The sequence below is a fragment of the Caloramator sp. E03 genome (assembly GCF_006016075.1).
Lineage (GTDB): Bacteria > Bacillota > Clostridia > Clostridiales > Caloramatoraceae > Caloramator_B.
This window is the reverse complement of record NZ_CP040093.1, coordinates 807,371-829,008: the sequence shown is the minus strand read 5'-3', so window position 1 is coordinate 829,008 and position 21,638 is coordinate 807,371. Positions and strand designations below refer to the sequence as shown.

The window sequence follows — 21,638 nt, the reverse complement described above, 5'->3', positions numbered from 1 at the left end:
CTTTCTATTAAGTTTATATAATAAGTGCACTTGGAAATATATGAAAGAGTAAGATTTTGGAATTATAAGGAAAGTGTTAATGTAATAAGTACCGTAAGTTTTTATATTGCGGTACTTATTTGAGATTCAGTATGAAGATAGATAAAAAAGTTATATAAATATTTAAATAACTTTAAAAAGGAGTAGTTTTTATGATTGATATCAGGGTAGGTGTTATTGTAATTCAAGATAATAAAATTCTTTTAATAAACCATCTTCGAGATGGCAAGAGATATTGGGTATTGCCGGGCGGCAAATTAAGACAGATTGAAACTTTAAAAGAATGTGGAGAAAGAGAAGTTGAGGAAGAAACCTCTTTAAAAGTTAAAGTAACCGAACTTCTTTTTACTGGAGAAACCCTCTGGCCAGATGGTGAAAAACATATTATAAATTTTTTCTTTAGAGGTATCCCACAATCAGGAGAAGTAAAAAAACCTTCATGGTGTTTCCCAAATGAAAAATGGGATTTTCCTGAATTTGTACCACTGGAAAAAATAAAAGAAATTTTACTTTTTCCTGATATAGCTGATGCTATTCTTGAAATTGCATCTGGAAAAGAAATTAGTTCAAGATACTTAGGTAATATATGGAAAGAAAATATGGGTTGATGGTGTTATTTATTAGATATTTCCAATTTCCATCTGATTTTGCATAGAGATACTTTTTATAAACAATAGAGTTAATAATTTTTATAATTTATTTATATCCTGTTTATAAAATATATTAGTGATATAATGGTTATTTTGCTAATAAGGTAGAATAGCCTTTTTTTATATGCCCAAATAAAGAAAAATAAAAGTTAAGTATTTATCAAAACAGAATTTTTATTTCTAAATATATATAAATGACTATGCATTATTGATTGATAGCCTTTTAATAGTATATTTAAAGAAATTGGTAAATAACAAAGAGTAAAGCTAAGACAAAAAACTTTAAAATATATTAATAAAAAAGGTTATTTTTGTAAATTGTTATGATAAATATTATTAAAAAATTATATTTATTTATTATTTAAATTTGATTTTTAAAATTATCTATTTAGGGTGTTATAATATAATTATTATATATTATATAGGAGGATAAAATGAGAATTAAGAAGATACTTAATAATAATACCCTCATTGTTAATGATAAAGGTGTTGAAAAAATAGTTATTGGAGTTGGAATAGGATTTCAAAAAAAGATAAATGATGTTGTTGATAAAACAAAGATAGAAAAAATTTTTGTTATGGAAGATAAGAGTGAATATGAAAAATTTGAAGAAATAGTAAAAAGTTTTCCTCAAGAGTATGTTGATATTGCAGAAAATATAATTCATTATGCAGAGCAGAAACTAAATGTTGAACTTAATCCTCATATATACATTGCATTAACAGACCACCTTGCCTTTGCATTTGAAAGATTTAAAAAGGGAATAATTATACAAAACAAATTGCTTGAAGAAATAAGGTCGTTATATTTTGATGAATTTAAGATTGGTATATGGGCTAAGGAATATATAAAGCAAAAATTAAGCATAGAAATTCCAGATGATGAAATAGGTTTTATAGCACTTCATATTCATACAGCAAAAAATAATTATAGAGATATAACAATTGCTATGGATATAGCAACGATGATAAAGGATATGACTAAAATAATAGAAACACGATTAAATATAAAAATAGATGAGGCTTCTATTTCATATCAAAGACTAAAAACACATTTTCATTTTGCATTAAAGAGGATGATAAAAAAAGAGAGATTTTGTGATATAGATGCAGAACTTTTTGAAATTATAAAAACAAAATATAAAAAAGCCTATAGTATTGCTAAAGATATTCAGAAACATATAGAGAATGAATATGAATATTATATGCCAGATGAAGAACTTGCTTATATATCTTTACACATACAGAGAATTATAAATTCCGCTTGACAATTTTAAAAAATTTTGTGTATTATGATATTAAAATCATATATTTAGGGATTGTGACTGGTAATGCAGGCAAGACCCAAAGTAACAGTAGCTTTAATTGCTATTGGTGCTTTGGGTTTTTTTGTTTTTATTAATCAATTTAATGCCCGGGATTAAATTGATTAAATAAGTAAAAAGGAGGTAAAATTATGGAACATAGAGAATTAGCGTCAAAAATTATTGAACTTGTAGGCGGAAAGGATAATATAATAGGTGCAGCACATTGTGCAACAAGACTTAGAATGGTTTTAAAGGATGAATCAAAGGCAAATATAAGTGAACTTGAAAAGTTAGAAGATGTAAAGGGTGTGTTTTCAAACACAGGACAGTTTCAAATAATTATAGGTCAAGGATTGGTAAACAAAGTTTATAAGGAATTTGTAAAAATCGCAGATATTAAAGAGGCATCAACAAGTGATTTAAAGAAAGATGCTATGCAAAAAATGAATCCAGTTCAAAGATTAGCTAGAATATTATCAAATATCTTTGTTCCTATAATTCCTGCAATAGTTGCAAGTGGTCTTTTGATGGGATTACTTGGAATGTTTAAAACATTTAACTTAGTAAATCCGGAAAGCGGATTATTCATAATGGTAGATATGTTTTCAAATGCAGCATTTGTATTCTTGCCAATATTAGTTGCATTTAGTGCAGCTAAGGAGTTTGGAGCAAATCCATTTTTAGCAGCTACTTTAGGTGGAATACTTATTCACCCATCACTACAAAATGCTTGGACATTAGGTGGAGGAATTGAAAAAACAATAAATGTATTTGGACTTAATGTGGCAATGGTTGGATATCAAGGCACAGTATTACCTATATTAATTGCAGTATGGATACTTGGTATTGTTGAAAGAAATATAAGAAAGATTGTTCCAGAAGTTTTAGATATATTATTAACACCTTTCTTAACAATAATGATTACAGGGTTTATTTCATTAACTGTAATTGGACCATTTGGAAGATTACTTGGAGAAGGAATTTCCTTTGTATTAAACTTTACTTATAACAGTATTGGTATGTTTGCAGGATTAATATTTGGAGGACTATACTCAACAATAGTTATAACAGGAATACATCATAGCTTCCATGCTATAGAAGCAGAACTCATAAAGAACGTTGGAGCAAATTTACTACTTCCAATATGGTCAATGGCTAACGTTGCACAGGGTGGAGCAGCATTTGCAGTTTATTTTAAAACAAAGAATGCAAAGATGAAATCAATATCCTTACCAGCAGCAACTTCTTGTTTGCTTGGTATAACTGAAGCTGCTATATTTGGAGTTAATTTGCGATTAGGCAAACCTTTCATAGCGGCAGCAATAGGTGGGGCATTAGGTGGTGCTTATGTTGTTGCTACTAAAGTTGCAATGACTGCTGTTGGAGTTACAGGAATACCAGGTACAGCTATAGTACAGACATCATCAATGTTAAATTACATTATTGGTATGTTTATTGCATTCTTTGGAGCATTTGTAGCAACATATATTATGGGATTTGAGGAAAAACAAGAAATATAAAAGAAGGTGAATTTATATATGAAGGGTGTATTGACTTTAGGTGAAGTTTTAATAGATTTTATTCCCCTTGATAAAAATATGACATATCAAAAAAATCCAGGAGGTGCCCCAGCCAATGTTGCAGCTGGGGTTTCAAGACTTGGTGGTAAGGCTGGATTTTTAGGCAAGGTTGGAGATGATGCATTAGGTAGATACTTGAAAGATGTGCTTGAAGGATTTAATGTTTCAACTGAAAACATGCTCTTTACAAAAGAAGCACATACTGGAATAGTGCTTGTTACTCTAGATGAAAATGGTGAGAGAAGTTTTGAATTTTATGTTAATCCAAGTGCAGATAGATTATTATCAGAAGATGATATAAAGGAAGAAATGCTTAATGACTATGGGATATTGCACTTTGGGACGATTTCTATGATTGATGAAATATCAAGATGGGCAACATTAAAGGCAGTTAATATTGCAAAGAAAAAGGGAATGCTAATTTCATTTGATCCAAATTTAAGATTAAACCTTTGGCCTTCAGTTGAAAAGGCAAAAGAAATTGTATTTTCCATGTTGCCTTTTGTGGATATATTGAAGGTATCAGATGATGAGGTTAAATTTCTAACAGGTTGTAATAACATTGAAGAAGGACTTAAAAGATTAGCTGAGTTTGGTACTAAATTAGTTCTTGTTACACTAGGGAAGGATGGAGTTTTATTTAGTTTTAATGGTATTATTGATAAAGTAAGTGGATTTAGTACACAAGTGGTTGATACAACAGGTGCAGGTGATGCATTTGTTGCAGGTATGCTATATTCTTTGAGTAGTTGTGAAAAAGGATTTGAAGATATAAATATTGAAGATATAAGATATTTTTGTAAAATAGCAAATGTATGTGGTTCTTATGCTGTATCTAAAAAAGGAGCTATGTCAGCTCTACCTACATTAGATGAGGTTTTAGATGTACTAAAAAGAGGTGAGTTTTATGAATTTATATGCACCAAAGGATAAGTTTTTATGGGATTTTTGGATATATGAAGAAAATGGAATTTATCATTTGTTTCATTTAGAAGCCCCATTAAATGATGATTCCCATAGTAGACATAGAAATTCAACAGTTGGGTATGCTGTATCTAAGGATTTAATTAATTGGGAGTATAAAGGAACGGTGTTAAAGGCTTCAGATTTAGAAGAAGATTGGGATAGTGTATCTATTTGGACAGGATGTACAATAAAAAAAGATGATACCTATTATATGTTTTATACTTCAAGGTGTAAAAAGGATATTGCAGAAGATGGTTATGTTGGACATACACAAAGGATAGGTGTGGCAACTTCAAAGGATTTGATTAATTGGGAAAAATATAGTGGTAATCCTATAATAGTTGCAGATAAGAGATATTATGAAAAGCAACAGGAGGCATATAATAAACATGAGGGATGCAGAGACCCATTTGTTGTATATGATGAAGATACTAAAATGTATTATGCATTTTTTACTGCAAGGGATAAAAATGGACATCCTAATTATAGAGGTTGTATAGGAAGGGCAAGGTCAAGGGATTTATTGAATTGGGAAATAATGCCTCCAGCAACATCGCCTCACGTATTTACAGATATGGAGGTTCCATCACTTCATAAACATAATGGTAAATGGTATATGATTTTTGCAGTAAAAAGAGAATGGTATAGTAAAGAGTATATAGAAAAAATATATCCTAGACAGCCACAAACAGGAGTTTTATATTTTGTTTCTGATAGTTTATTAGGAGAATTTAAACCTATTGATGATGATAATGTATTGTGTGGAAATGATGACCTTCTTTATACAGGAAGAATTATCAAATCTCCTAAGGGAGAGGATGTATTTTTATCTTGGTATGTTGGTGATGATGAAGGATTTACATTAAATGAAATGTCCTATAAATTATCAAAGCCTTATAAAATAATATATGATGAATGCGAAAGAATGAAAATAATAGATTTTTAACTTAAGTATGGCAATAACCATTTTGATTTTATCTTTTTATATAGTTATGATATTGATAGTTATATATATTTTCGTTGTATAGAAACATGAATGAAGGAATAAAAATATTAAATTGACTTAAATCTATTACTTTGCTAAAATGTGTTCAAAAGTTGCAGTTTTTAAATTATAACAAGTTTATATATTTTAGTTTTCTAGGGTTCCGCAGTTTACAACTGGCTGGTCCAAGAGAAAACGCACAGGTAACTGTGTACACGGAAGGATAAAAGCCTGGGAGATATTTTAATAATATTTCTCACGGCTTTTTGTTTTTATTTTCTTTAAATAATTAATATGTTATTACTATTGCTTTTAAAAAGTTTATCAATATGAAGGAGGATTCAAATGAAGAAGTTTGTTATTGAAGATGATTTTTGGAGCCTATTTCCTAAGGCTAAAATAGGAGTTGTAATCTGTCATGATATTGATAATTCTATAAAGGATGAAGAAAAATATAAATCAATGCTTTTAAAAGCAGAAAGGGAAGCCTTAAAATACTTGCAAAATGAAGAATTCAGTTCTAACGAAGTAATAAAAGTATGGAGAGAGGCATTTCAAAAGTTTAAAACAAAGAAGGGCGCAAGGTCATCTATTGAAGCATTACTAAAGAGAGTTCATAATGGGAACCATTTAGGAACAATTAATCCATTAGTTGATATTTATAACTGTATTTCATTAAGATATGCATTGCCCTGCGGAGGTGAGGATATTGATACATTTGCTGGGGATATAAGGTTAACTAAAGCGCTTGGAAATGAAAATTTTGTTACATTAGGGACAGAAAAAAGTGAACCACCTTATGAAGGTGAAATAGTATATAAAGATAATGAGGGAGCAATTTGTAGGTGCTGGAATTGGCGTGAATCTGTAAGAACTATGCTTACAGAAAATACAAAGAATGCTTTTTTATGCATTGAATTAGTTGATGAAAAAAGAACAGAAGAGTTTGAAAATGCTTTGAAAGATTTAGCAAAAACAGTAAATGATAATTTAGGCGGAACATGTAAGATTTCAATTCTTGATATTAACAATAGAGAAATAATAATATAGTTTGAGGAGGATAACATAATGGGTATTTTCAGTTATAAAGATATTTATATTGAAGATGGAAAAAGGGTACTGGAAGTGAATATACTTCCAGAAAAGTATTGTAACTTTGACTGCATATTTTGTCCTATTGGAAGATCACATAATAAGGTAGATAAACCACAGGCCTTTGATGATATGGACAGTTCAATAAATGAATTAGAAACTAAAATAGAAAATAATAATGTAGATTTAGTTTTTATTAACTCAAAAGGAGAAGCTTTGGTAAATAACAAAATTGATAGTATTATTGATAAAATAAAAAGCAAAGGAATAAATGTAAGGCTATTATCTAATGGTTATTTACTAGGGAGAGATGAATATATAAAAATTGCTAATAAATGTGATGAGGTTGTTGGAGAAATAAAAGTAATAACAGAAGAAGATTTTCAAAAAATCCAAAGACCGCTTGAAGGATATACACTAAAAGAATATATTTCAAACGTGGCTTTATTTAATAAACAATACAAAGGGAAATTTATATTAGAAATTACTATTCTTAAAGGGTATAACGATGATGAAGATTCAATTAATAAGATAAAAAATATTATTAATCAAATATCTCCCGATAAGATTATTGTTGCACGAATGGAGGATGAAAGATTTAAGAAAAAATTTGGTATTACTGATGAAAGATTTATAGAAATTTCAAATGCATTACTGAATATTAAGCAATGCTTAAATAAAAAATAATAATCTTATAAAAAGGAATAGGAACATCTATTATTTCCCATTCCTTTAATATAGTTGGTAAAGTATTAATAATATTTAAACCATCTCACTTTTTTGTTCGAGTTTTGCGTACATCTTTTCCTGTTGCTTTGTTGTAAATTGGAAATATATTTCTGTATTTGTAACTGCCTTATGCCCAAGCCACCACTGAAGCTCTTTAATATCCATATCAGATTCTGCTAAATGAACAGCTGTTGTATGTTTTAGTGCATGAAAGTGATGCTTATTTTTATCCTCTATGTTAGCAAGCTTACAATATTTTTTCATTAAATAGTCAAGTGTTTGCCTTGAAATAGGCTTATTTTTTTGACTTTTAAAAATGTATTCAGAACTTGATGTAATTTTGTTTTCTAAAATATATGTATCTAATATATTCTTTGTTTTAATATCAAGCCTTATTGTATTATTGTAGCTTCCTTTTAGTCTTTTGCAATATAATTCACCTTTAGCTTGGTTATAGTCTTCTAATTTTATTAATGCAATTTCAGAAGCTCTTAAACCACATCTGTAAGCTACTCTGAATATTGCAAGATCTCTTATTTTATGAATGCTATTGGATTTTTTAATGGCGTCAAAAAGATTTTTTGCTTCTTCTTGTGTAAGATATTTAATTTTTTTCTCCTTTCTTTTTGACATTCTATCTCCTCCATTAAAATTATACATTATAAATATTTTGTCTAAATAATATTAAAAATATTATTATTTTTTTATTCTCATTTACCATATATTACATTTTGTATCATATCAAGTCAAAATTTTTTCTAATATATGTAAATTCAAAATTATTATATATAAAAATTTGGATTATTAACTATAATATGTTATAATTTATTAGACAAAATATTTATTCTGTTTGAATTAATAATACAACTTAAAAGGTTCATTGTCAAAAGGGGAAAAAGGAGGGTAATAATAGCAGCAATGAATAGAGAGCTTGAGGTGTTAAAAAGAGAAATAAATGAAATTAGATCTAAATTAAATAAGGTTAGTTTAGTATTACTTGATAAGGATGAAAAAGATATTAGGGATATAATCGAGCTAAGCAAAAAAATGGATATACTAATAACTAAATATACAATTTTAGATCAAAAACCATGACAATACTTTTAGGAAGGAGGAAGACGTATAAAAAAACTTTATACGCCAGGGCTTTTTGTCATGAGAGAAAACATCGAAGCAATGTTATCTGTATCCTCATCTAATGAAAATAATATTTTATATTTGATTTTTGATAAATTGTGCAAAGTCAACCCAAGGGAAGCAAAACATTCAATAAGAGTAAGTAAACTCTGTGAAGATATTGCAATATCAATGAATTTAAGAAACAGGGATATAAAAATAACAAAGGCAGCTGCATTACTCCATGATATTGGTAAAATAAAGATAGATAAAGATATTTTAAATAAGCCAGGTAAATTAAATGAAAAGGAATGGATTGAAATGAAAAAACATCCAGAGTATGGATATGATATATTAAATTCATACTATCAAACAAAAGAAATTTCCCAATATGTTTTATTCCATCATGAACGATTTGATGGTTTAGGTTATCCAAAAGGATTAAAAAATTATGAAATACCTCTTATATCAAGAATTATTGCTGTAGCAGATTCTTATGATGCAATGATAAGTGTAAGGGCCTATAAGGATTCTATGAAAAAACATGTTGCAATAAAAGAGCTTATATATAATAAAGGTACTCAGTTTGATCCTGAAATAGTTGATATATTTATTGAGAAAGTATTATGATTTTTATATAATATCAATTCTACCTAAGGAGAGGGAATAAAGGGAACAATTTTTATAAAAGCTGTGAGTAAGGCCACTTCAAAAGTTTTTGCTTTAAATGTAAAATTGTGAATTATTTATAGATTGAGAAACATCACAAAATTTGAAAAATACTAGAATTTTATGGTATAATAAATAGAAAAAAGAAAGGGTATTAATTTATGAAGAGTTTTAAAGGGAGTAAAACTGCTCAAAATCTTTTAAAGGCATTTGCTGGAGAGTCACAGGCACGAAACCGTTATACTTATTATGCATCGGTAGCTGACAAAGAAGGGTACAAACAAATAAAAAATATATTTATAGAAACAGCTGATAACGAAAAGGAGCATGCTAAAAGGTTTTATAAATTTTTACTTGAGGGGCTTAAAGATGAAATCCCGGCAGCAATAGAAATAAATGCAGCTTATCCAGTGGCACAAGGAAGTACTCTTGACAATCTAAAAGCAGCAGCAAGTGGAGAAAATGAGGAGTGGGCAGAGCTTTATCCAGAATTTGCAAAGATAGCCGAGGAAGAAGGTTACCCTGAAATTTCTGAAGCCTTTAAAATGATTGCTGCTGCTGAAAAAAGGCATGAAACAAGATTTAATAAGCTTGTAGAAAACATAAAAAATGGTAAAGTATTTAAAAAGGATGATAAAGTTTTATGGAAATGTGGAAATTGTGGCTATGTACATGAAGGTATAGAAGCACCAGAGAAATGTCCAGCATGCCTTCATCCACAGGCATTTTTTGAGTTATTTGTAGAGAACTATTAATAATAAAATTGTTAAAGAAAAAATGAAAGGGGATAAAAAGATGAAAGCACCTGTATATTTTTATAAATGTGAGATATGTGGAAACCTGGTAGGGTTAATAAAGAGAGGAGGAGGACAGCTTGTTTGCTGTGGCAAACCTATGGTAGAGCTGAAGGCAAACACTACTGAGGCTTCCTTTGAAAAGCATATTCCTGTTTTGACAAAGGATAATGGAAGGATAAACGTTCAGGTTGGGTCTGTTCCTCACCCTATGACAGAGGCACATTATATAGAATGGATAGCTGTTGTTAGTGATAATGGTACTGAAAGAATTTCACTCTCTCCAACAGATGAGCCTAAAGCTGTATTCTGCGATAAGGAAAATGCTGAAGTATATGCTTACTGTAACCTTCATGGTTTATGGAAGGCAGAAATAAAGTAAATTTTAGAAAAAAATAATTGAGGTGGGCAGTTAATTCAAATATCCACCTCAACTATGATTTTCCTTTTTAGCTTTATTGATGCGAGACTTGCAATATTAATAAGACTTGTAATTGTTTTAGATAAATCTTCGTTTTCTGATTTTTTTCTTATTCCTCCCGCAATTCCTGCTGAAACACTTATATGTATATCATCATAAAATTTATGCTGTTTTATTTTTATTAAAATATTATGAGCTATCTCTTTACAATTTTCTGGTGATTCTTTAGTCAAAAGAACAAACTCGTCTCCTCCGCATCTGCAAAGAAATGTTCCATCTGGTGTATAATGTTTAAGAACCTTAGCTACATCTTTTAAAATCTCATTTCAAATTGCATGTCCAAATTTTTTATCTATGTATCCAAAATTATTTATGTCAAAAAATATTATTTATACTTCAATATTTTTCCCTAAAAACTTAATTAAATTTAAATGAAATAGGATAAATTATAAGTTTGTGAAAATTTAAATTTTTATATGGACTAAGTGGGATGTAAATAAATTAATAACAACCATCATCCAGGTTCTAAGGATGACGGGCATCAGTTTCTCTATCGCCAAAGACATAATCTTCCTGTCTGTAGTCAATTACATCAAAGTCGGGAGCTGCCTTACATGGACCAGCAGTTCTATATGCAAATGCATTTGCAAGAATGAATGAAAAATTTGATAGATCATCATGATTAATCCAACTACTGATATTTTTTCCTGTTGATTTGTTAGCAGTTCTATTTTTAGTTTCAGGTGATGCTTTTGTATTTGTGATTGCTACTGCACCTTCAACGTATTTACCATACATTTGGTCAATATAGAGTGAGAAGGATTTGCTGAGTACTTCAGAAGGAACATGCCCACCATCTCACTGCCATTCGATGACAGAATCAACTTTTTGAAACATACAAATAATTTTATAAAAAATAAAAAATTTCTATGGGATAAGGAGTGTTTTACGTGTCTATATAAATGAAAAATCAAAAGGAGGCTTTTTTATGAGGAAAGCTGGAACTATAACTTCATCTGTAGGATTAATATTCCTAGGAGTATGGATGATAATAAACAAATCAAATCCTCAGCTTGGAAGAGAGATTTTTAAATGGTGGCCTGCTATATTTATACTTTTAGGAGTAGAGATACTGATTTTATCTTCAAAAAAAAGCACTGAGGGAAAATTGCAGTTTAATTATATTGTCATACCTGTAATAATAGTTTTTCTTATTACTAATGCTGTTCAAGGCTTTATTTATAGATTTAGCGGTAATGTAAGGTATTTTGGAAAGAACTTCAACTTTGATGATTTTATTAAATTTGCAGAGAAGATGGATAGTGACAATTATAAAGTTATATCATCTAATAAAGTTTTACTTGGAGGAAAAAACAAAATATATTTTTCAGCGGAAAATGCTAAAGTTATTATAAATAAATCTGTTGATAAAAATATAAAAATTGATGCAAAGATATATGTTAATAAAAATGAGTCAATAAATGATTATAGTATGGATGTAAAGGAAGCTGAAGATGGATACAAAGTATCTATAGAAGAACCTTTTATAAGAAGGGTTGAAGCCTATATTTACCTCCCTGATAAAATGGATGTTGATTTAGATTGTACTAATTCCGATATAAAAACACAAGGAAATGAAGAATTAATTCTTGGAAATGTAAATATAAAATGTGTTAATATAAATGGAAGCATAGAAAATGCTCAAAGTCTTATAATAGATTCTCAGAATTTAAATTTTAGTGTTAAAAATGTAAACAGTATAGGAATTGAAGGAAATAATTGCAATATTAATATAAAGGGAAACTGTGAAAATATAGATATAGATGCTCAAAACGGCAGAGTAAATATAGATAATAGAATTTGTAAAAATGTTTCAGTTGATATTCAAAATGGAATAGTTGATTTAAATACAAAGAATAAAAATATAAAGATATTTGCAAAAATAGAACAGGGAACCTGTAGAGTAAATGAAGAAAAAAGAGTAAACTCTAAGATAGTAAAAACGATTGGAACAGGCTTGGGAAGTATTGATATAAATGTAGTGAGGGGAACTATAAACATTACTGCTTTGGAGTGATTAAATTGAATGAGAAGGAATTGATTGAGGGTTTAAAATCAGGGGATGAAAAAGCTTTTATTGAAGTTGTAGAGCTTTATAAAAAGAAAATAATATCTCTTTGCTATACCTATACAAATGAATATCAAGAGGCAGAGGATATATCTCAGGAGGTTTTTATAACCCTTTATAAGTCAATTAAAAGCTTCAGAGGAGATTGCTCCCTGTCAACATATATCTATAAAATAACTGTATCGAGATGCCTTGACTATAAAAGAAAAAAGAGCATAAAAAATTTCTTAACAGGTTTTATAGGATATAAAAGCGATGACTATAGAGATTTAGATGAAAAAAATTATATAAGGCAGTGTATATTATCTCTTCCAGAGGATTTAAAGATTACAGTAATTTTATATTATTATATTGGACTTTCTCAAAAGGAGATAGCTGATATACTTGGGATAACGCAAAAAAATGTTGAAGGCAGAATCTATAGGGCAAGACAGAAACTTAAAATAGAACTTGAAAAGGGAGGAGAGATACTATGCAGCAAGAATGGGATGATTTAGATAGACTTATTGCATTAAGTTTTGAAGGAATAGATGTTAAGGAAGATTATAATGTTAAACTGCTAAATAAGATTAATAAAAATTCTCAAAGGTATGTAGTTTCAAATTATATACCTGCTTTAAGCTTTATTGCTGCGGGATTTTTGCTGCTAATAACTTATGCTTCAAACCTTCAATATAATATATATAATTTAGAATTTTGGTTAAGAAGTTATGCAATATCTTTAGGATATAACTTTGATTCAATAATAAAAATATTTGAAGGGGTGATTTAAATGGAAAGAAGGAATGGATTTTTAACATTTCTATCTGCTCTTATTCCTGGGGTTGGATATATGTATCTTGGACTTGTAAAAAGGGGAGTTCAAGCTCTAATGCTATTTCTTTTAATAGAACCTGTTTGCAGGCTTTTATCTATAGGCTATTTATCTGATATAATAAAACTTCCCTTTTGGTTTTATACCTTCTTTGATACCTTTAGTATAGCAAGAAGGCTTGATAGGGGAGAATATGTTCCCGATGTTGACTTTATATTTAAAAAATATACTGAAATGCCAAATGCTCAGCAGTTTTCAGCTAATATTAGCAGAAACTTTTTAATATATTTTGCTTATGCATTAATTGTAATAGGTACTTTGGCAATAATAGATAAGCTTTTTAACGGATATGAGATATATAGCCTTATAAAATCCTATATAAGCACATACTTTTTCCCAGTTTTATTTGTTCTTGCAGGAGTATATCTTTTGTTTAAGAACAAACGATAAATATGTTGACAATTTAAAAAAATTTGGTGTAGAATATTAAAAAATAATATATAAAAGCTATGAAAAAGAGGAGTAGGCAGTTAATGCACAAAGAGAGGGAGGCTCGGCGGCTGAAAGGTCTCCTGTGAAGATTGCTGCTGAAGGTAGCTTTTGAGCTTTCTGCACGAAATTTAGTAATGCAGAACGGTTACCCGTTACAGATTTGAGTGCCGGATTCCGGAATAAAGGTGGTACCGCGGTTCTTCGTCCTTTTGTGCGAAGAACCTTTTTTGATGCCTTTTTAAGTTTGGAGGTGATATATATGCTTTCAAATGTTGATGGAGTAAGTCTGTTTTTTGCACTGTTTGGAAGCATAATAGTATATGCTGCAAAGTATATATTAAAACTTTTTAAAATCAAAGAAGATGATATTAAACTAATAATAATAAAGCTTATAGGACTTGTAATTGCATGTATAGGCTTTTTTAGAATACTAAAAATATTTTAGGAGGAATTAACATGGAAGATAGCAGGAATTTATCAAAAACCTATAATCCTAAGGATTTTGAAGAAAGATTATATAACAAATGGATTGAGAAGGGATATTTTACTCCAAAGATTGATAAAAATAAGGAACCATTTACAATAGTTATACCTCCTCCGAATATAACTGGTCAGCTTCACATGGGTCATGCACTTGATAATACTATACAGGATGTGCTAATAAGATGGAAGAGAATGCAAGGCTTTCCTACCCTTTGGCTTCCAGGAGAGGACCATGCGAGCATAGCAACGGAGGTTAAGGTTGAAAACGAGCTTTTAAAGCAGGGAATATATAAAAAGGAAATAGGAAGGGAAGCATTCCTTGAAAAGGTTTGGGATTGGACACATAAATATAGGGCAAGAATAAGGGAGCAGCTAATGAAGATGGGAGCTTCCTGTGACTGGAGCCGAGAAAGATTTACAATGGATGAGGGACTTAACAGGGCTGTAAGGGAAGTATTTGTAAGATTATATAACAGAGGTCTTATATACCAGGGAAAAAGGATTATAAACTGGTGCCCAAGATGTATGACAGCTCTATCCGATGCTGAAATAGAGTACAGTGAAAAAAACGGAAATCTTTGGCATATTAAATATCCTGTAAAAGACAGCGACGAGTATATAATAGTTGCAACCACAAGACCTGAAACAATGCTTGGAGATACAGCTATTGCAGTTCATCCTGAGGATGAAAGATATAAGCATCTTGTAGGAAAGACGGCAATACTTCCTCTTATGAATAGAGAAATTCCTATAGTTGCAGATGAATATGTTGAGATGGAATTTGGAACTGGTGCAGTTAAGATTACTCCAGCCCATGATCCTAACGACTTTGAAGTTGGAGTTCGTCATAATCTTGAGCAGGTTGTAGTTATTAATGAAAATGGAACTATGAGTTCTCTCGCAGGAAAGTATGAGGGAATGGACAGATATGAGGCAAGATTAGCTATAGTTGAAGATTTAAAATCTTTAGGTCTTCTTGTTAAAATAGAGGATTTAAACCATAATGTAGGCTGCCATGACAGATGCGGTACAGTAGTTGAACCTCTTTTATCAAAACAATGGTTTGTTAAGATGAAGCCTTTGGCAGAGCCTGCAATAGAGGTTGTTAAGGAAGGAAAAATACAATTCGTTCCTGAAAGGTTTGCAAAGATTTATTTTAACTGGATGGAAAATATACAGGACTGGTGTATATCAAGACAGCTGTGGTGGGGTCACAGAATACCTGTATGGTATTGTCAGGATTGCGGTGAGATTATAGTATCTACCGATGAACCAAAGGGATGTACAAAATGCGGCTCAAATAATCTAAAACAGGATGAAAATGTACTCGATACTTGGTTCAGCTCTGCACTTTGGCCTTTCTCAACCTTAGGATGGCCCGATAAGACTGAAGATCTTGAATATTTCTATCCAACAAGCGTTCTTGTTACAGGATATGATATTATATTCTTCTGGATTGCTAGGATGATATTCTCAGCAGTTGATCAGATGAAGGAGATACCTTTTAAATATGTTTTTGTTCATGGAATAGTTAGAGACTCTCAGGGAAGAAAGATGTCAAAATCCCTTGGTAATGGAATAGACCCTCTTGAAATAATAGAAAAGTACGGTGCTGATGCATTAAGATTTACCCTTATTACAGGAAATTCCCCGGGAAATGATATGAGATTTTATATGGAGAGAGTTGAAGCATCAAGAAACTTTGCAAACAAGATTTGGAATGCTTCAAGATTTGTATTTATGAATCTTGATGAAAGCCTTATAGATAAATATAAGGGAAGCATAGATGAAATTAGAAATTCAGCAGATAGGTGGATACTTTCAAGGCTTAACAATATAATAGCGGAAGTTACTGAAAACCTTAACAAGTTTGAACTTGGAATTGCAGCACAAAAGATTTATGATTTTATATGGTCAGAAGTTTGTGACTGGTATATAGAACTTGTAAAGCCAAGGCTCTATGGAGAGGATGAAAAAGATAAAGCAGCTGCACAGATGACTTTAATCGAGGTTTTAAGGGACAGTTTAAAGCTTTTACATCCTTTTATGCCTTTTATTACTGAAGAGATATATACTCATCTTGAGGGAGAAGAAAGCTCAATTACGATTTCAAGATGGCCTGAGTATTCAAAGGACAGAAGTTTTGATAAAGACGAAAAGATGATGCAGTATGTAATAGATGTTATAAGGGCTGTTAGAAATATAAGAACAGAGATGAACGTTCCAAACAATAGAAGGGCGAAAATTCTTCTTATACCTTCAAAGGATGAGATTAAATCATCCCTTGAAGAAGGAAGTATGTATTTTGAGAAGCTTGCCTTTGCATCAGGAATAGCCTTTGTAAAAAGAGAGGATGTACCAAAGGATGCAGTATCTGCTGTTGTACCGGGTATTGAAATATTTCTTCCTCTTGAGGATTTAATTGACAAAGAAAAGGAAATAGAAAGGCTTTTAAAGGAAAAAGAAAAATACGAAAAAGAAGTTGAAAGAGTTGTTAAAAAGCTTTCAAATGAAGGATTTATATCAAAGGCACCAAAACATGTTATAGAGGAAGAGAAAGAAAAGCAGGCAAAATATCAGGATATGCTCAATAAAATAATTGAAAGAATTGATGCATTAAGATAAAAATTATTAAAGCCCCTAAACTGCAAAGAATAATTTGCAGTTTAGGGCTATTTATAAAGTGGACATTAGTGAGATGAGGTGTATTATGAACTTTAGCGAGGCAATAGCATATATAGAAAGTACAGGAAAATTTGCAATGAATCTTGGACTTGAAAGGATAAAAAGGCTTTGTGAGCTTTTAGGAAATCCACAGGATTATCTTAAAGTAATACATGTTGGAGGTACTAATGGTAAAGGTTCTACAGTAACCTTCATATCCTCAATGTTAAAATGTCAGGGATATAAGGTTGGAATATATACATCTCCTTATTTGGAAAGATTTACAGAGAGGATAAAGATAAACGATAAAGAAATAGGAGAGGATGAAGTAGCAGATTTAGTAGAGAAGATAAAGCCTTTAGTCGAAAGGATTATTGAGGAAGGATATGAGAGACCTACTGAGTTTGAAATAATAACGACCTGTGCTTTTAAATATTTTAAAGATAAAAATGTTGACTTCGTTGTGCTTGAGGTTGGGCTTGGAGGAAGGTTTGATGCTACAAACGTAGTAAATCCAATACTTTCAGTAATAACAAGCATAAGCTATGATCATATGAATGTACTTGGAGATACACTATCTAAAATTGCCTTTGAAAAAGCAGGTATAATAAAAGAGGGAAGGCCTGTTGTAATATATCCTCAGGATAAAGAAGCTTTATCGGTACTCCTTGATGTTGCTTTAAATAGGAATTCAAGGATTTTTATGGTTGATGACATGAAACATGATATTAAGAGCAATACTATAGATGGAATTATCTTTGATGTTTATTGGTGGAAAAACTATAAAGATATTAAAATAAGAATGCTCGGTACTCATCAAGTCATGAATGCTATAACGGCCCTTTATACAATTGAAGTATTAAGAATGCAAGGCTATGAAATAGAAAACAGCTCTATATATAAAGGTCTTGAGGAGGCAAAATGGCCAGGAAGATTTGAAGTAATTTCAAAATCACCATATATAGTACTTGATGGGGGGCATAACATACAAGGAATAGAGAGCCTTACTGAAACATTAAAATATTATTTTAAAGGGAAGAGAATAGTTGCAGTTTGTGGAATGCTCAGGGATAAGGAATATACAAAAATGTTAGAAAAGCTTTTTGAGGTATGCAATAGCTTCATAACTACAGAGCCAGACAGCCCAAGGGCTCTTTCGGCAGCAGAGCTTGAAGATATAATAAAAGGGTTAGGCAAAGAGGCCATATCTTCAAAGAGCATAGAAGATGCAGTGGAGAAGGGATTAAGCTCTGTAAAAAATGATGAGGTTTTGCTTTTTTGCGGATCCCTTTATATGATAGGAAGAGTAAGAAGTATATTAAAGCAGAAAATCTTATAATTTTAGCTGTAGGATTAAAAGCATATTTTTACAAATTAAGAAGTATAGTATAGACTTTTATTCTTCAAAATAATAACTAAGAAACTATTAAAATTAGTGTTTTTTTAATTTCTAGCTAAATATACTACTATATAAGCACTTATCAGGAGGATAAGGTTTGTATAGTGATATTTATAAGAAAGTCAAGATGGCGCAGCGCTTTTATTATCTTGCTATTAAATTTGAGGATAGACTTCCAAAGAGCACGGTTAAATTTGCGAAGGAAATTTGTGATGTATATACAAAGATGGCTAAAGATATAAATATTGAGCTTACAAAAGCAGAATTATCAAAGGAAATATTAAAATAATATTAAAAGGTTCACCAAGGATTAAAATATTGATGAACCTTTTATATTATTTTTTTAGCTTATTAATTATTGTCCTATATATTTCATTTGCATCTTCTTTCCATTTCTTGCAAATTTCGTTGGCTTCAGTATCTGATTCTGCTGGAAGTAAAAGTTCAATTAATAGGTTTTCATCTTCTTTAAGTTTTAATTTTACAATATATTTATTATCCATGTAAGGTAAATATTCAGCAAAGCTTTCTTTTCCATTCTTTAATTCTTTTATGTAAGAATCTATATATTCATCTATTAATTTCTTCTTTTTATCAGGTATTCTGTTTATAAATAATTCAAGAGCCTTTTGACCTTTACTTGCAATTGTTATTGAGTGGCGCTTGTCCTCTTTTTCATCATTTATAAAGCCACTTTGTATAAGTTCAGATAAATATTGTTGAAGTGCAAAATAATTAATGAGGTTATTTTCAAGTATGATATGGGTAATATCCGAATTTGATATAGGAGTAGCTATTTTCTTTAGAATATATAAAATTAATAATTTATTTTCCGCAAGCTCTGCAGAATCTTTAAACATTTTCATACCTCCATATAGCCTCTTATTTATATTATTATAACAATAACCTAAGAAAAATATCAATAAAAACCCCTAAATAGGGGTTTTTAAATTTTTTCAGGTGTTTTTCCATTTAAAATTTCTTTTTCGGCAAGGTTAATCAACCTCTTTACCATTGTGCCGCCGACTCTTCCGCAATCCCTTGAAGTAATGTTTCCCCAGTAGTCTTCAGAACCTTGATGTACGGGAAGTGCAAACTCCTGTGCAATTTCATATTTCATATTGTCAAGAAGTTTATGTACCTCTGGTACAAGCTGGGTTCTTCCTGAATTTTCTTGACCTGCTGCCATAACTTATCCTCCTTTGCATTTTATTTTCCATGGGGGATTTATTTGTCTTGTATTATTAATTTATACAATTGTTATAAATATATGTGAGTAAGTTAATGGGAAAAATAGAATAATGTGAATAAAATCTTTTTTATGTGTAAACCATAAAATCAAATAAGCTTTTGAGGTGATCTTTATGATTATAATAGGAGTTTTCGGAAGCAAAGGGAAATCTTCTGTAACAGATTTAATTTACGAAAAAATTAAAGAATGTGATAAAAAGTGTGCAATAATAGGTACAAATCAGGACAGCAGTAGTGAGTTTTTTAAAATATTGTATGACAATCCTGATTATATAATTATTGAAATATCAAGAGAAGATATACTTGAAAATAGGCTTGAAAGGATTAAGTTTGATGTGCTTATACAAACTTCTCTTGAAAAAGAAAGCCCAAAGCTTATTGGTGAAATACAAAACCTAATTAATAATGTAAGGCAGAAAGGCTATGTAATTTTTAATTCTGATTCAATACAGAAGATAGATTTTCAGTGTGAAAGTATATACGTTATTACTTATGGTCTGAATGGTAAAACAACTGTGACAGCATCAAGTATAGACGATATAAGTGGGCTTAATTTTAGTTTTTGTCTGCAAAGGTCAATATTTACATTATCAAATACAATTGTACAGCCCTTTGAAAAGCCACTTATGGTTAAAGGGAAATCAGATGACATATATTATTATCTTGCTGCATTAACATGTTTTCTAATTTTAGGTTTTAAAATATAACATTTTTGTAAAATATACATATTTTACTAGTATATTTAATATTTATATTTTAGAGTTTATTATTATAAGTACGAAGGGAGAGGGATGGGTAAATGGAAGACAAGTTAATGGCAACAAATAAAGTATATGCTGAGGGTAAGGTGGCATCGAACCTTAGCTTTAGCCATGAAATGTTTGGTGAAAAGTTTTACAATTTTTTCCTCGAGGTTCCAAGATTAAGTGAAGCTGTAGATATTCTTCCCATAACTGTTTCGGAAAGACTAATTCCTACAGTTGATATGTCCTTAGGTAAGACAATTAGTATTGAAGGGCAATTAAGGTCTTATAACAAGTTTTTGGATGGAGCCAACAGACTTATACTCACTATATTTACAAGGGATATAAGGAATGTTGAAGAAATCTCTAAAAGCCCTAATCAGATCTTCCTTGATGGATTTATTTGTAAGGCTCCTATTTATAGAACAACTCCCTTTGGAAGGGAAATAACTGATCTTCTTATAGCAGTTAATAGGCCCTATAATAAATCAGACTATATACCTGCAATTGCATGGGGAAGGAATGCAAAATTTTCAAGCACTCTTCAGGTTGGAGGACATATTAAATTATGGGGAAGAATACAAAGTAGGGAGTATGAGAAAAAACTTTCAGAGGATAATATTATTAAACGAACAGCCTATGAAGTATCAATTTCAAAGATGGAAATAGTAAAAGATGAAGAAAGTGAAGGGGATGCCTTAAATGTGACAAGATAGGTCACTGAAAAGGGTATCCCTTTTTCAGATCTATTAATAATATCTTGGAAAAGTATTTTTTATTAAAAGTTTATAATATATATTGAAGATATAAATAGTTATGTTACAATATATAATAGTTATAAAAAGTAACTATTATATATTGTAACATAAAAGGAGGTGCAAATTTGGATAGGGAAAAATTGGTTGATAATTTACTAACCTTTGTTCCTATGCTGTATAAAAAGCTCATGAAGGATATAATAAGACCAGGCATACCAAAACAACAGATGTGGCTTCTGTTTTTATTGGAAAGTCATAATGAAAGGCCAATGAGTTATTATAGTGAAAAAATGATGATTCCAAAGTCCAATTTAACATCATTGGTGGATAAGCTTATTGAAGATAAATTTGTTGAAAGAATATTTGATCCCAATGATAGAAGGGTAATTTTACTTAAGATAACTGAAAAAGGTAGAGAGTTTATTGAAGAATATAAGAAAAATAGCAGACAGGTTATATTAAATAAAATAGAAATTTTTGATGAATCAGACGTAAAAAAATTAAATGATATATTTGAGGAAATGAAAAAACTTTTTGACAAAATACAGTAGTAATTAA

27 protein-coding genes, 1 riboswitch and 1 other annotated feature are annotated in these 21,638 nt (G+C 30.2%); of the genes, 22 read left to right on the top strand and 5 right to left on the bottom strand.

Annotated elements, in window-relative coordinates; translation table 11 throughout:
* Positions 1-191 precede the first annotated feature (191 nt).
* From FDN13_RS04255 to FDN13_RS04225, 7 genes are all read left to right on the top strand, one after another.
* Positions 192-647: an NUDIX domain-containing protein gene (locus FDN13_RS04255; protein ID WP_138979065.1), complete on the top strand. Its 456-nt coding sequence runs from the start codon at positions 192-194 to the stop codon at positions 645-647.
* 476 nt (positions 648-1,123) lie between these two features.
* Positions 1,124-1,957: a PRD domain-containing protein gene (locus FDN13_RS04250; RefSeq protein ID WP_138979064.1), complete on the top strand. Its 834-nt coding sequence runs from the start codon at positions 1,124-1,126 to the stop codon at positions 1,955-1,957.
* Positions 1,958-2,145: 188 nt separating this feature from the next.
* The gene (locus tag FDN13_RS04245) at positions 2,146-3,516 is read left to right on the top strand and encodes a sucrose-specific PTS transporter subunit IIBC (protein WP_138979063.1); all 1,371 of its coding nucleotides are present in this window, start codon (positions 2,146-2,148) and stop codon (positions 3,514-3,516) included.
* 18 nt (positions 3,517-3,534) lie between these two features.
* The gene (locus tag FDN13_RS04240; RefSeq protein ID WP_138979062.1) at positions 3,535-4,509 is read left to right on the top strand and encodes an aminoimidazole riboside kinase; all 975 of its coding nucleotides are present in this window, start codon (positions 3,535-3,537) and stop codon (positions 4,507-4,509) included.
* Positions 4,484-5,488: a glycoside hydrolase family 68 protein gene (locus FDN13_RS04235; RefSeq protein ID WP_138979061.1), complete on the top strand. Its 1,005-nt coding sequence runs from the start codon at positions 4,484-4,486 to the stop codon at positions 5,486-5,488. Before FDN13_RS04240 ends, FDN13_RS04235 begins: the two co-directional genes overlap by 26 nt.
* A gap of 183 nt (positions 5,489-5,671) precedes the next feature.
* A riboswitch (guanidine-I (ykkC/yxkD leader) is annotated at positions 5,672-5,767 on the top strand.
* Positions 5,768-5,872: 105 nt separating this feature from the next.
* Entirely contained in the window at positions 5,873-6,577 is a 705-nt protein-coding gene (locus tag FDN13_RS04230) for a B3/B4 domain-containing protein (protein ID WP_138979060.1), read from the top strand.
* A gap of 18 nt (positions 6,578-6,595) precedes the next feature.
* Positions 6,596-7,306, top strand: a complete 711-nt coding sequence (locus FDN13_RS04225; RefSeq protein ID WP_138979059.1) for a radical SAM protein — start codon at positions 6,596-6,598, stop codon at positions 7,304-7,306.
* Positions 7,307-7,381: 75 nt separating this feature from the next.
* Here FDN13_RS04225 and FDN13_RS04220 read toward each other — a convergent pair whose 3' ends face one another.
* Positions 7,382-7,981 carry a tyrosine-type recombinase/integrase gene (locus FDN13_RS04220; protein ID WP_138979058.1) on the bottom strand — a complete coding sequence of 200 codons (600 nt, stop codon included), beginning with the start codon at positions 7,979-7,981 and terminating at the stop codon, positions 7,382-7,384.
* Positions 7,982-8,266: 285 nt separating this feature from the next.
* Here FDN13_RS04220 and FDN13_RS04215 point away from each other — a divergent pair, with 285 nt between their 5' ends.
* From FDN13_RS04215 to FDN13_RS04200, 4 genes are all read left to right on the top strand, one after another.
* Entirely contained in the window at positions 8,267-8,443 is a 177-nt protein-coding gene (locus FDN13_RS04215) for a Spo0E family sporulation regulatory protein-aspartic acid phosphatase (protein WP_138979057.1), read from the top strand.
* A gap of 60 nt (positions 8,444-8,503) precedes the next feature.
* Positions 8,504-9,094, top strand: coding sequence for an HD-GYP domain-containing protein (locus FDN13_RS04210; RefSeq protein ID WP_138979056.1), 591 nt, complete (start codon positions 8,504-8,506; stop codon positions 9,092-9,094).
* Between the two features lie 200 nt (positions 9,095-9,294).
* A complete protein-coding gene (rbr, locus tag FDN13_RS04205) occupies positions 9,295-9,888 on the top strand; it encodes a rubrerythrin (protein ID WP_138979055.1) in 594 nt (197 codons plus the stop codon).
* 40 nt (positions 9,889-9,928) lie between these two features.
* On the top strand, positions 9,929-10,309 hold the full coding sequence (locus tag FDN13_RS04200; RefSeq protein ID WP_138979054.1) for a desulfoferrodoxin: 381 nt from the start codon (positions 9,929-9,931) through the stop codon (positions 10,307-10,309).
* Between the two features lie 35 nt (positions 10,310-10,344).
* On the opposite strand, the gene FDN13_RS04195 is transcribed toward FDN13_RS04200, so the two are convergent.
* Both FDN13_RS04195 and FDN13_RS04190 read right to left on the bottom strand, forming a co-directional pair.
* A complete protein-coding gene (locus tag FDN13_RS04195) occupies positions 10,345-10,668 on the bottom strand; it encodes a GGDEF domain-containing protein (protein ID WP_138979053.1) in 324 nt (107 codons plus the stop codon).
* 205 nt (positions 10,669-10,873) lie between these two features.
* Positions 10,874-11,146: a hypothetical protein gene (locus FDN13_RS04190; RefSeq protein WP_138979052.1), complete on the bottom strand. Its 273-nt coding sequence runs from the start codon at positions 11,144-11,146 to the stop codon at positions 10,874-10,876.
* Positions 11,147-11,336: 190 nt separating this feature from the next.
* Here FDN13_RS04190 and FDN13_RS04185 point away from each other — a divergent pair, with 190 nt between their 5' ends.
* From FDN13_RS04185 to FDN13_RS04150, 8 genes are all read left to right on the top strand, one after another.
* Complete coding sequence (locus tag FDN13_RS04185) at positions 11,337-12,425, top strand: DUF4097 family beta strand repeat-containing protein (RefSeq protein WP_138979051.1); 1,089 nt, start codon at positions 11,337-11,339, stop codon at positions 12,423-12,425.
* Complete coding sequence (locus FDN13_RS04180; RefSeq protein WP_243120264.1) at positions 12,422-12,973, top strand: RNA polymerase sigma factor; 552 nt, start codon at positions 12,422-12,424, stop codon at positions 12,971-12,973. Before FDN13_RS04185 ends, FDN13_RS04180 begins: the two co-directional genes overlap by 4 nt.
* Positions 12,949-13,248 (top strand): hypothetical protein, encoded by a 300-nt coding sequence (locus FDN13_RS04175; RefSeq protein ID WP_138979050.1) that lies wholly within the window; start codon positions 12,949-12,951, stop codon positions 13,246-13,248. Before FDN13_RS04180 ends, FDN13_RS04175 begins: the two co-directional genes overlap by 25 nt.
* Positions 13,249-13,740 (top strand): hypothetical protein, encoded by a 492-nt coding sequence (locus FDN13_RS04170; RefSeq protein WP_138979049.1) that lies wholly within the window; start codon positions 13,249-13,251, stop codon positions 13,738-13,740. It abuts the gene before it with no gap.
* A 50-nt stretch (positions 13,741-13,790) separates the two neighbouring features.
* Positions 13,791-13,994, top strand: a binding site (T-box leader).
* Positions 13,995-14,041: 47 nt separating this feature from the next.
* The gene (locus tag FDN13_RS04165) at positions 14,042-14,227 is read left to right on the top strand and encodes a hypothetical protein (protein ID WP_138979048.1); all 186 of its coding nucleotides are present in this window, start codon (positions 14,042-14,044) and stop codon (positions 14,225-14,227) included.
* Positions 14,228-14,238: 11 nt separating this feature from the next.
* Entirely contained in the window at positions 14,239-16,890 is a 2,652-nt protein-coding gene (locus FDN13_RS04160) for a valine--tRNA ligase (protein WP_138979047.1), read from the top strand.
* 85 nt (positions 16,891-16,975) lie between these two features.
* Positions 16,976-18,268, top strand: a complete 1,293-nt coding sequence (locus tag FDN13_RS04155; protein WP_138979046.1) for a bifunctional folylpolyglutamate synthase/dihydrofolate synthase — start codon at positions 16,976-16,978, stop codon at positions 18,266-18,268.
* Positions 18,269-18,425: 157 nt separating this feature from the next.
* Entirely contained in the window at positions 18,426-18,617 is a 192-nt protein-coding gene (locus tag FDN13_RS04150; RefSeq protein ID WP_138979045.1) for a hypothetical protein, read from the top strand.
* A gap of 46 nt (positions 18,618-18,663) precedes the next feature.
* Here FDN13_RS04150 and FDN13_RS04145 read toward each other — a convergent pair whose 3' ends face one another.
* Complete coding sequence (locus FDN13_RS04145; protein ID WP_138979044.1) at positions 18,664-19,188, bottom strand: DUF4364 family protein; 525 nt, start codon at positions 19,186-19,188, stop codon at positions 18,664-18,666.
* An 86-nt stretch (positions 19,189-19,274) separates the two neighbouring features.
* Entirely contained in the window at positions 19,275-19,517 is a 243-nt protein-coding gene (locus FDN13_RS04140; RefSeq protein WP_138979043.1) for an alpha/beta-type small acid-soluble spore protein, read from the bottom strand.
* A gap of 175 nt (positions 19,518-19,692) precedes the next feature.
* On the opposite strand from FDN13_RS04140, the gene FDN13_RS04135 reads away from it, so the two are divergent.
* The 3 genes from FDN13_RS04135 (at position 19,693) to FDN13_RS04125 (ending at position 21,631) form a co-directional block, all read left to right on the top strand.
* The gene (locus FDN13_RS04135) at positions 19,693-20,286 is read left to right on the top strand and encodes a Mur ligase family protein (protein WP_138979042.1); all 594 of its coding nucleotides are present in this window, start codon (positions 19,693-19,695) and stop codon (positions 20,284-20,286) included.
* A 92-nt stretch (positions 20,287-20,378) separates the two neighbouring features.
* Positions 20,379-21,038, top strand: coding sequence for a single-stranded DNA-binding protein (locus FDN13_RS04130; RefSeq protein WP_138979041.1), 660 nt, complete (start codon positions 20,379-20,381; stop codon positions 21,036-21,038).
* A gap of 167 nt (positions 21,039-21,205) precedes the next feature.
* Positions 21,206-21,631: a MarR family winged helix-turn-helix transcriptional regulator gene (locus tag FDN13_RS04125; RefSeq protein WP_138979040.1), complete on the top strand. Its 426-nt coding sequence runs from the start codon at positions 21,206-21,208 to the stop codon at positions 21,629-21,631.
* Positions 21,632-21,638: the final 7 nt, after the last annotated feature.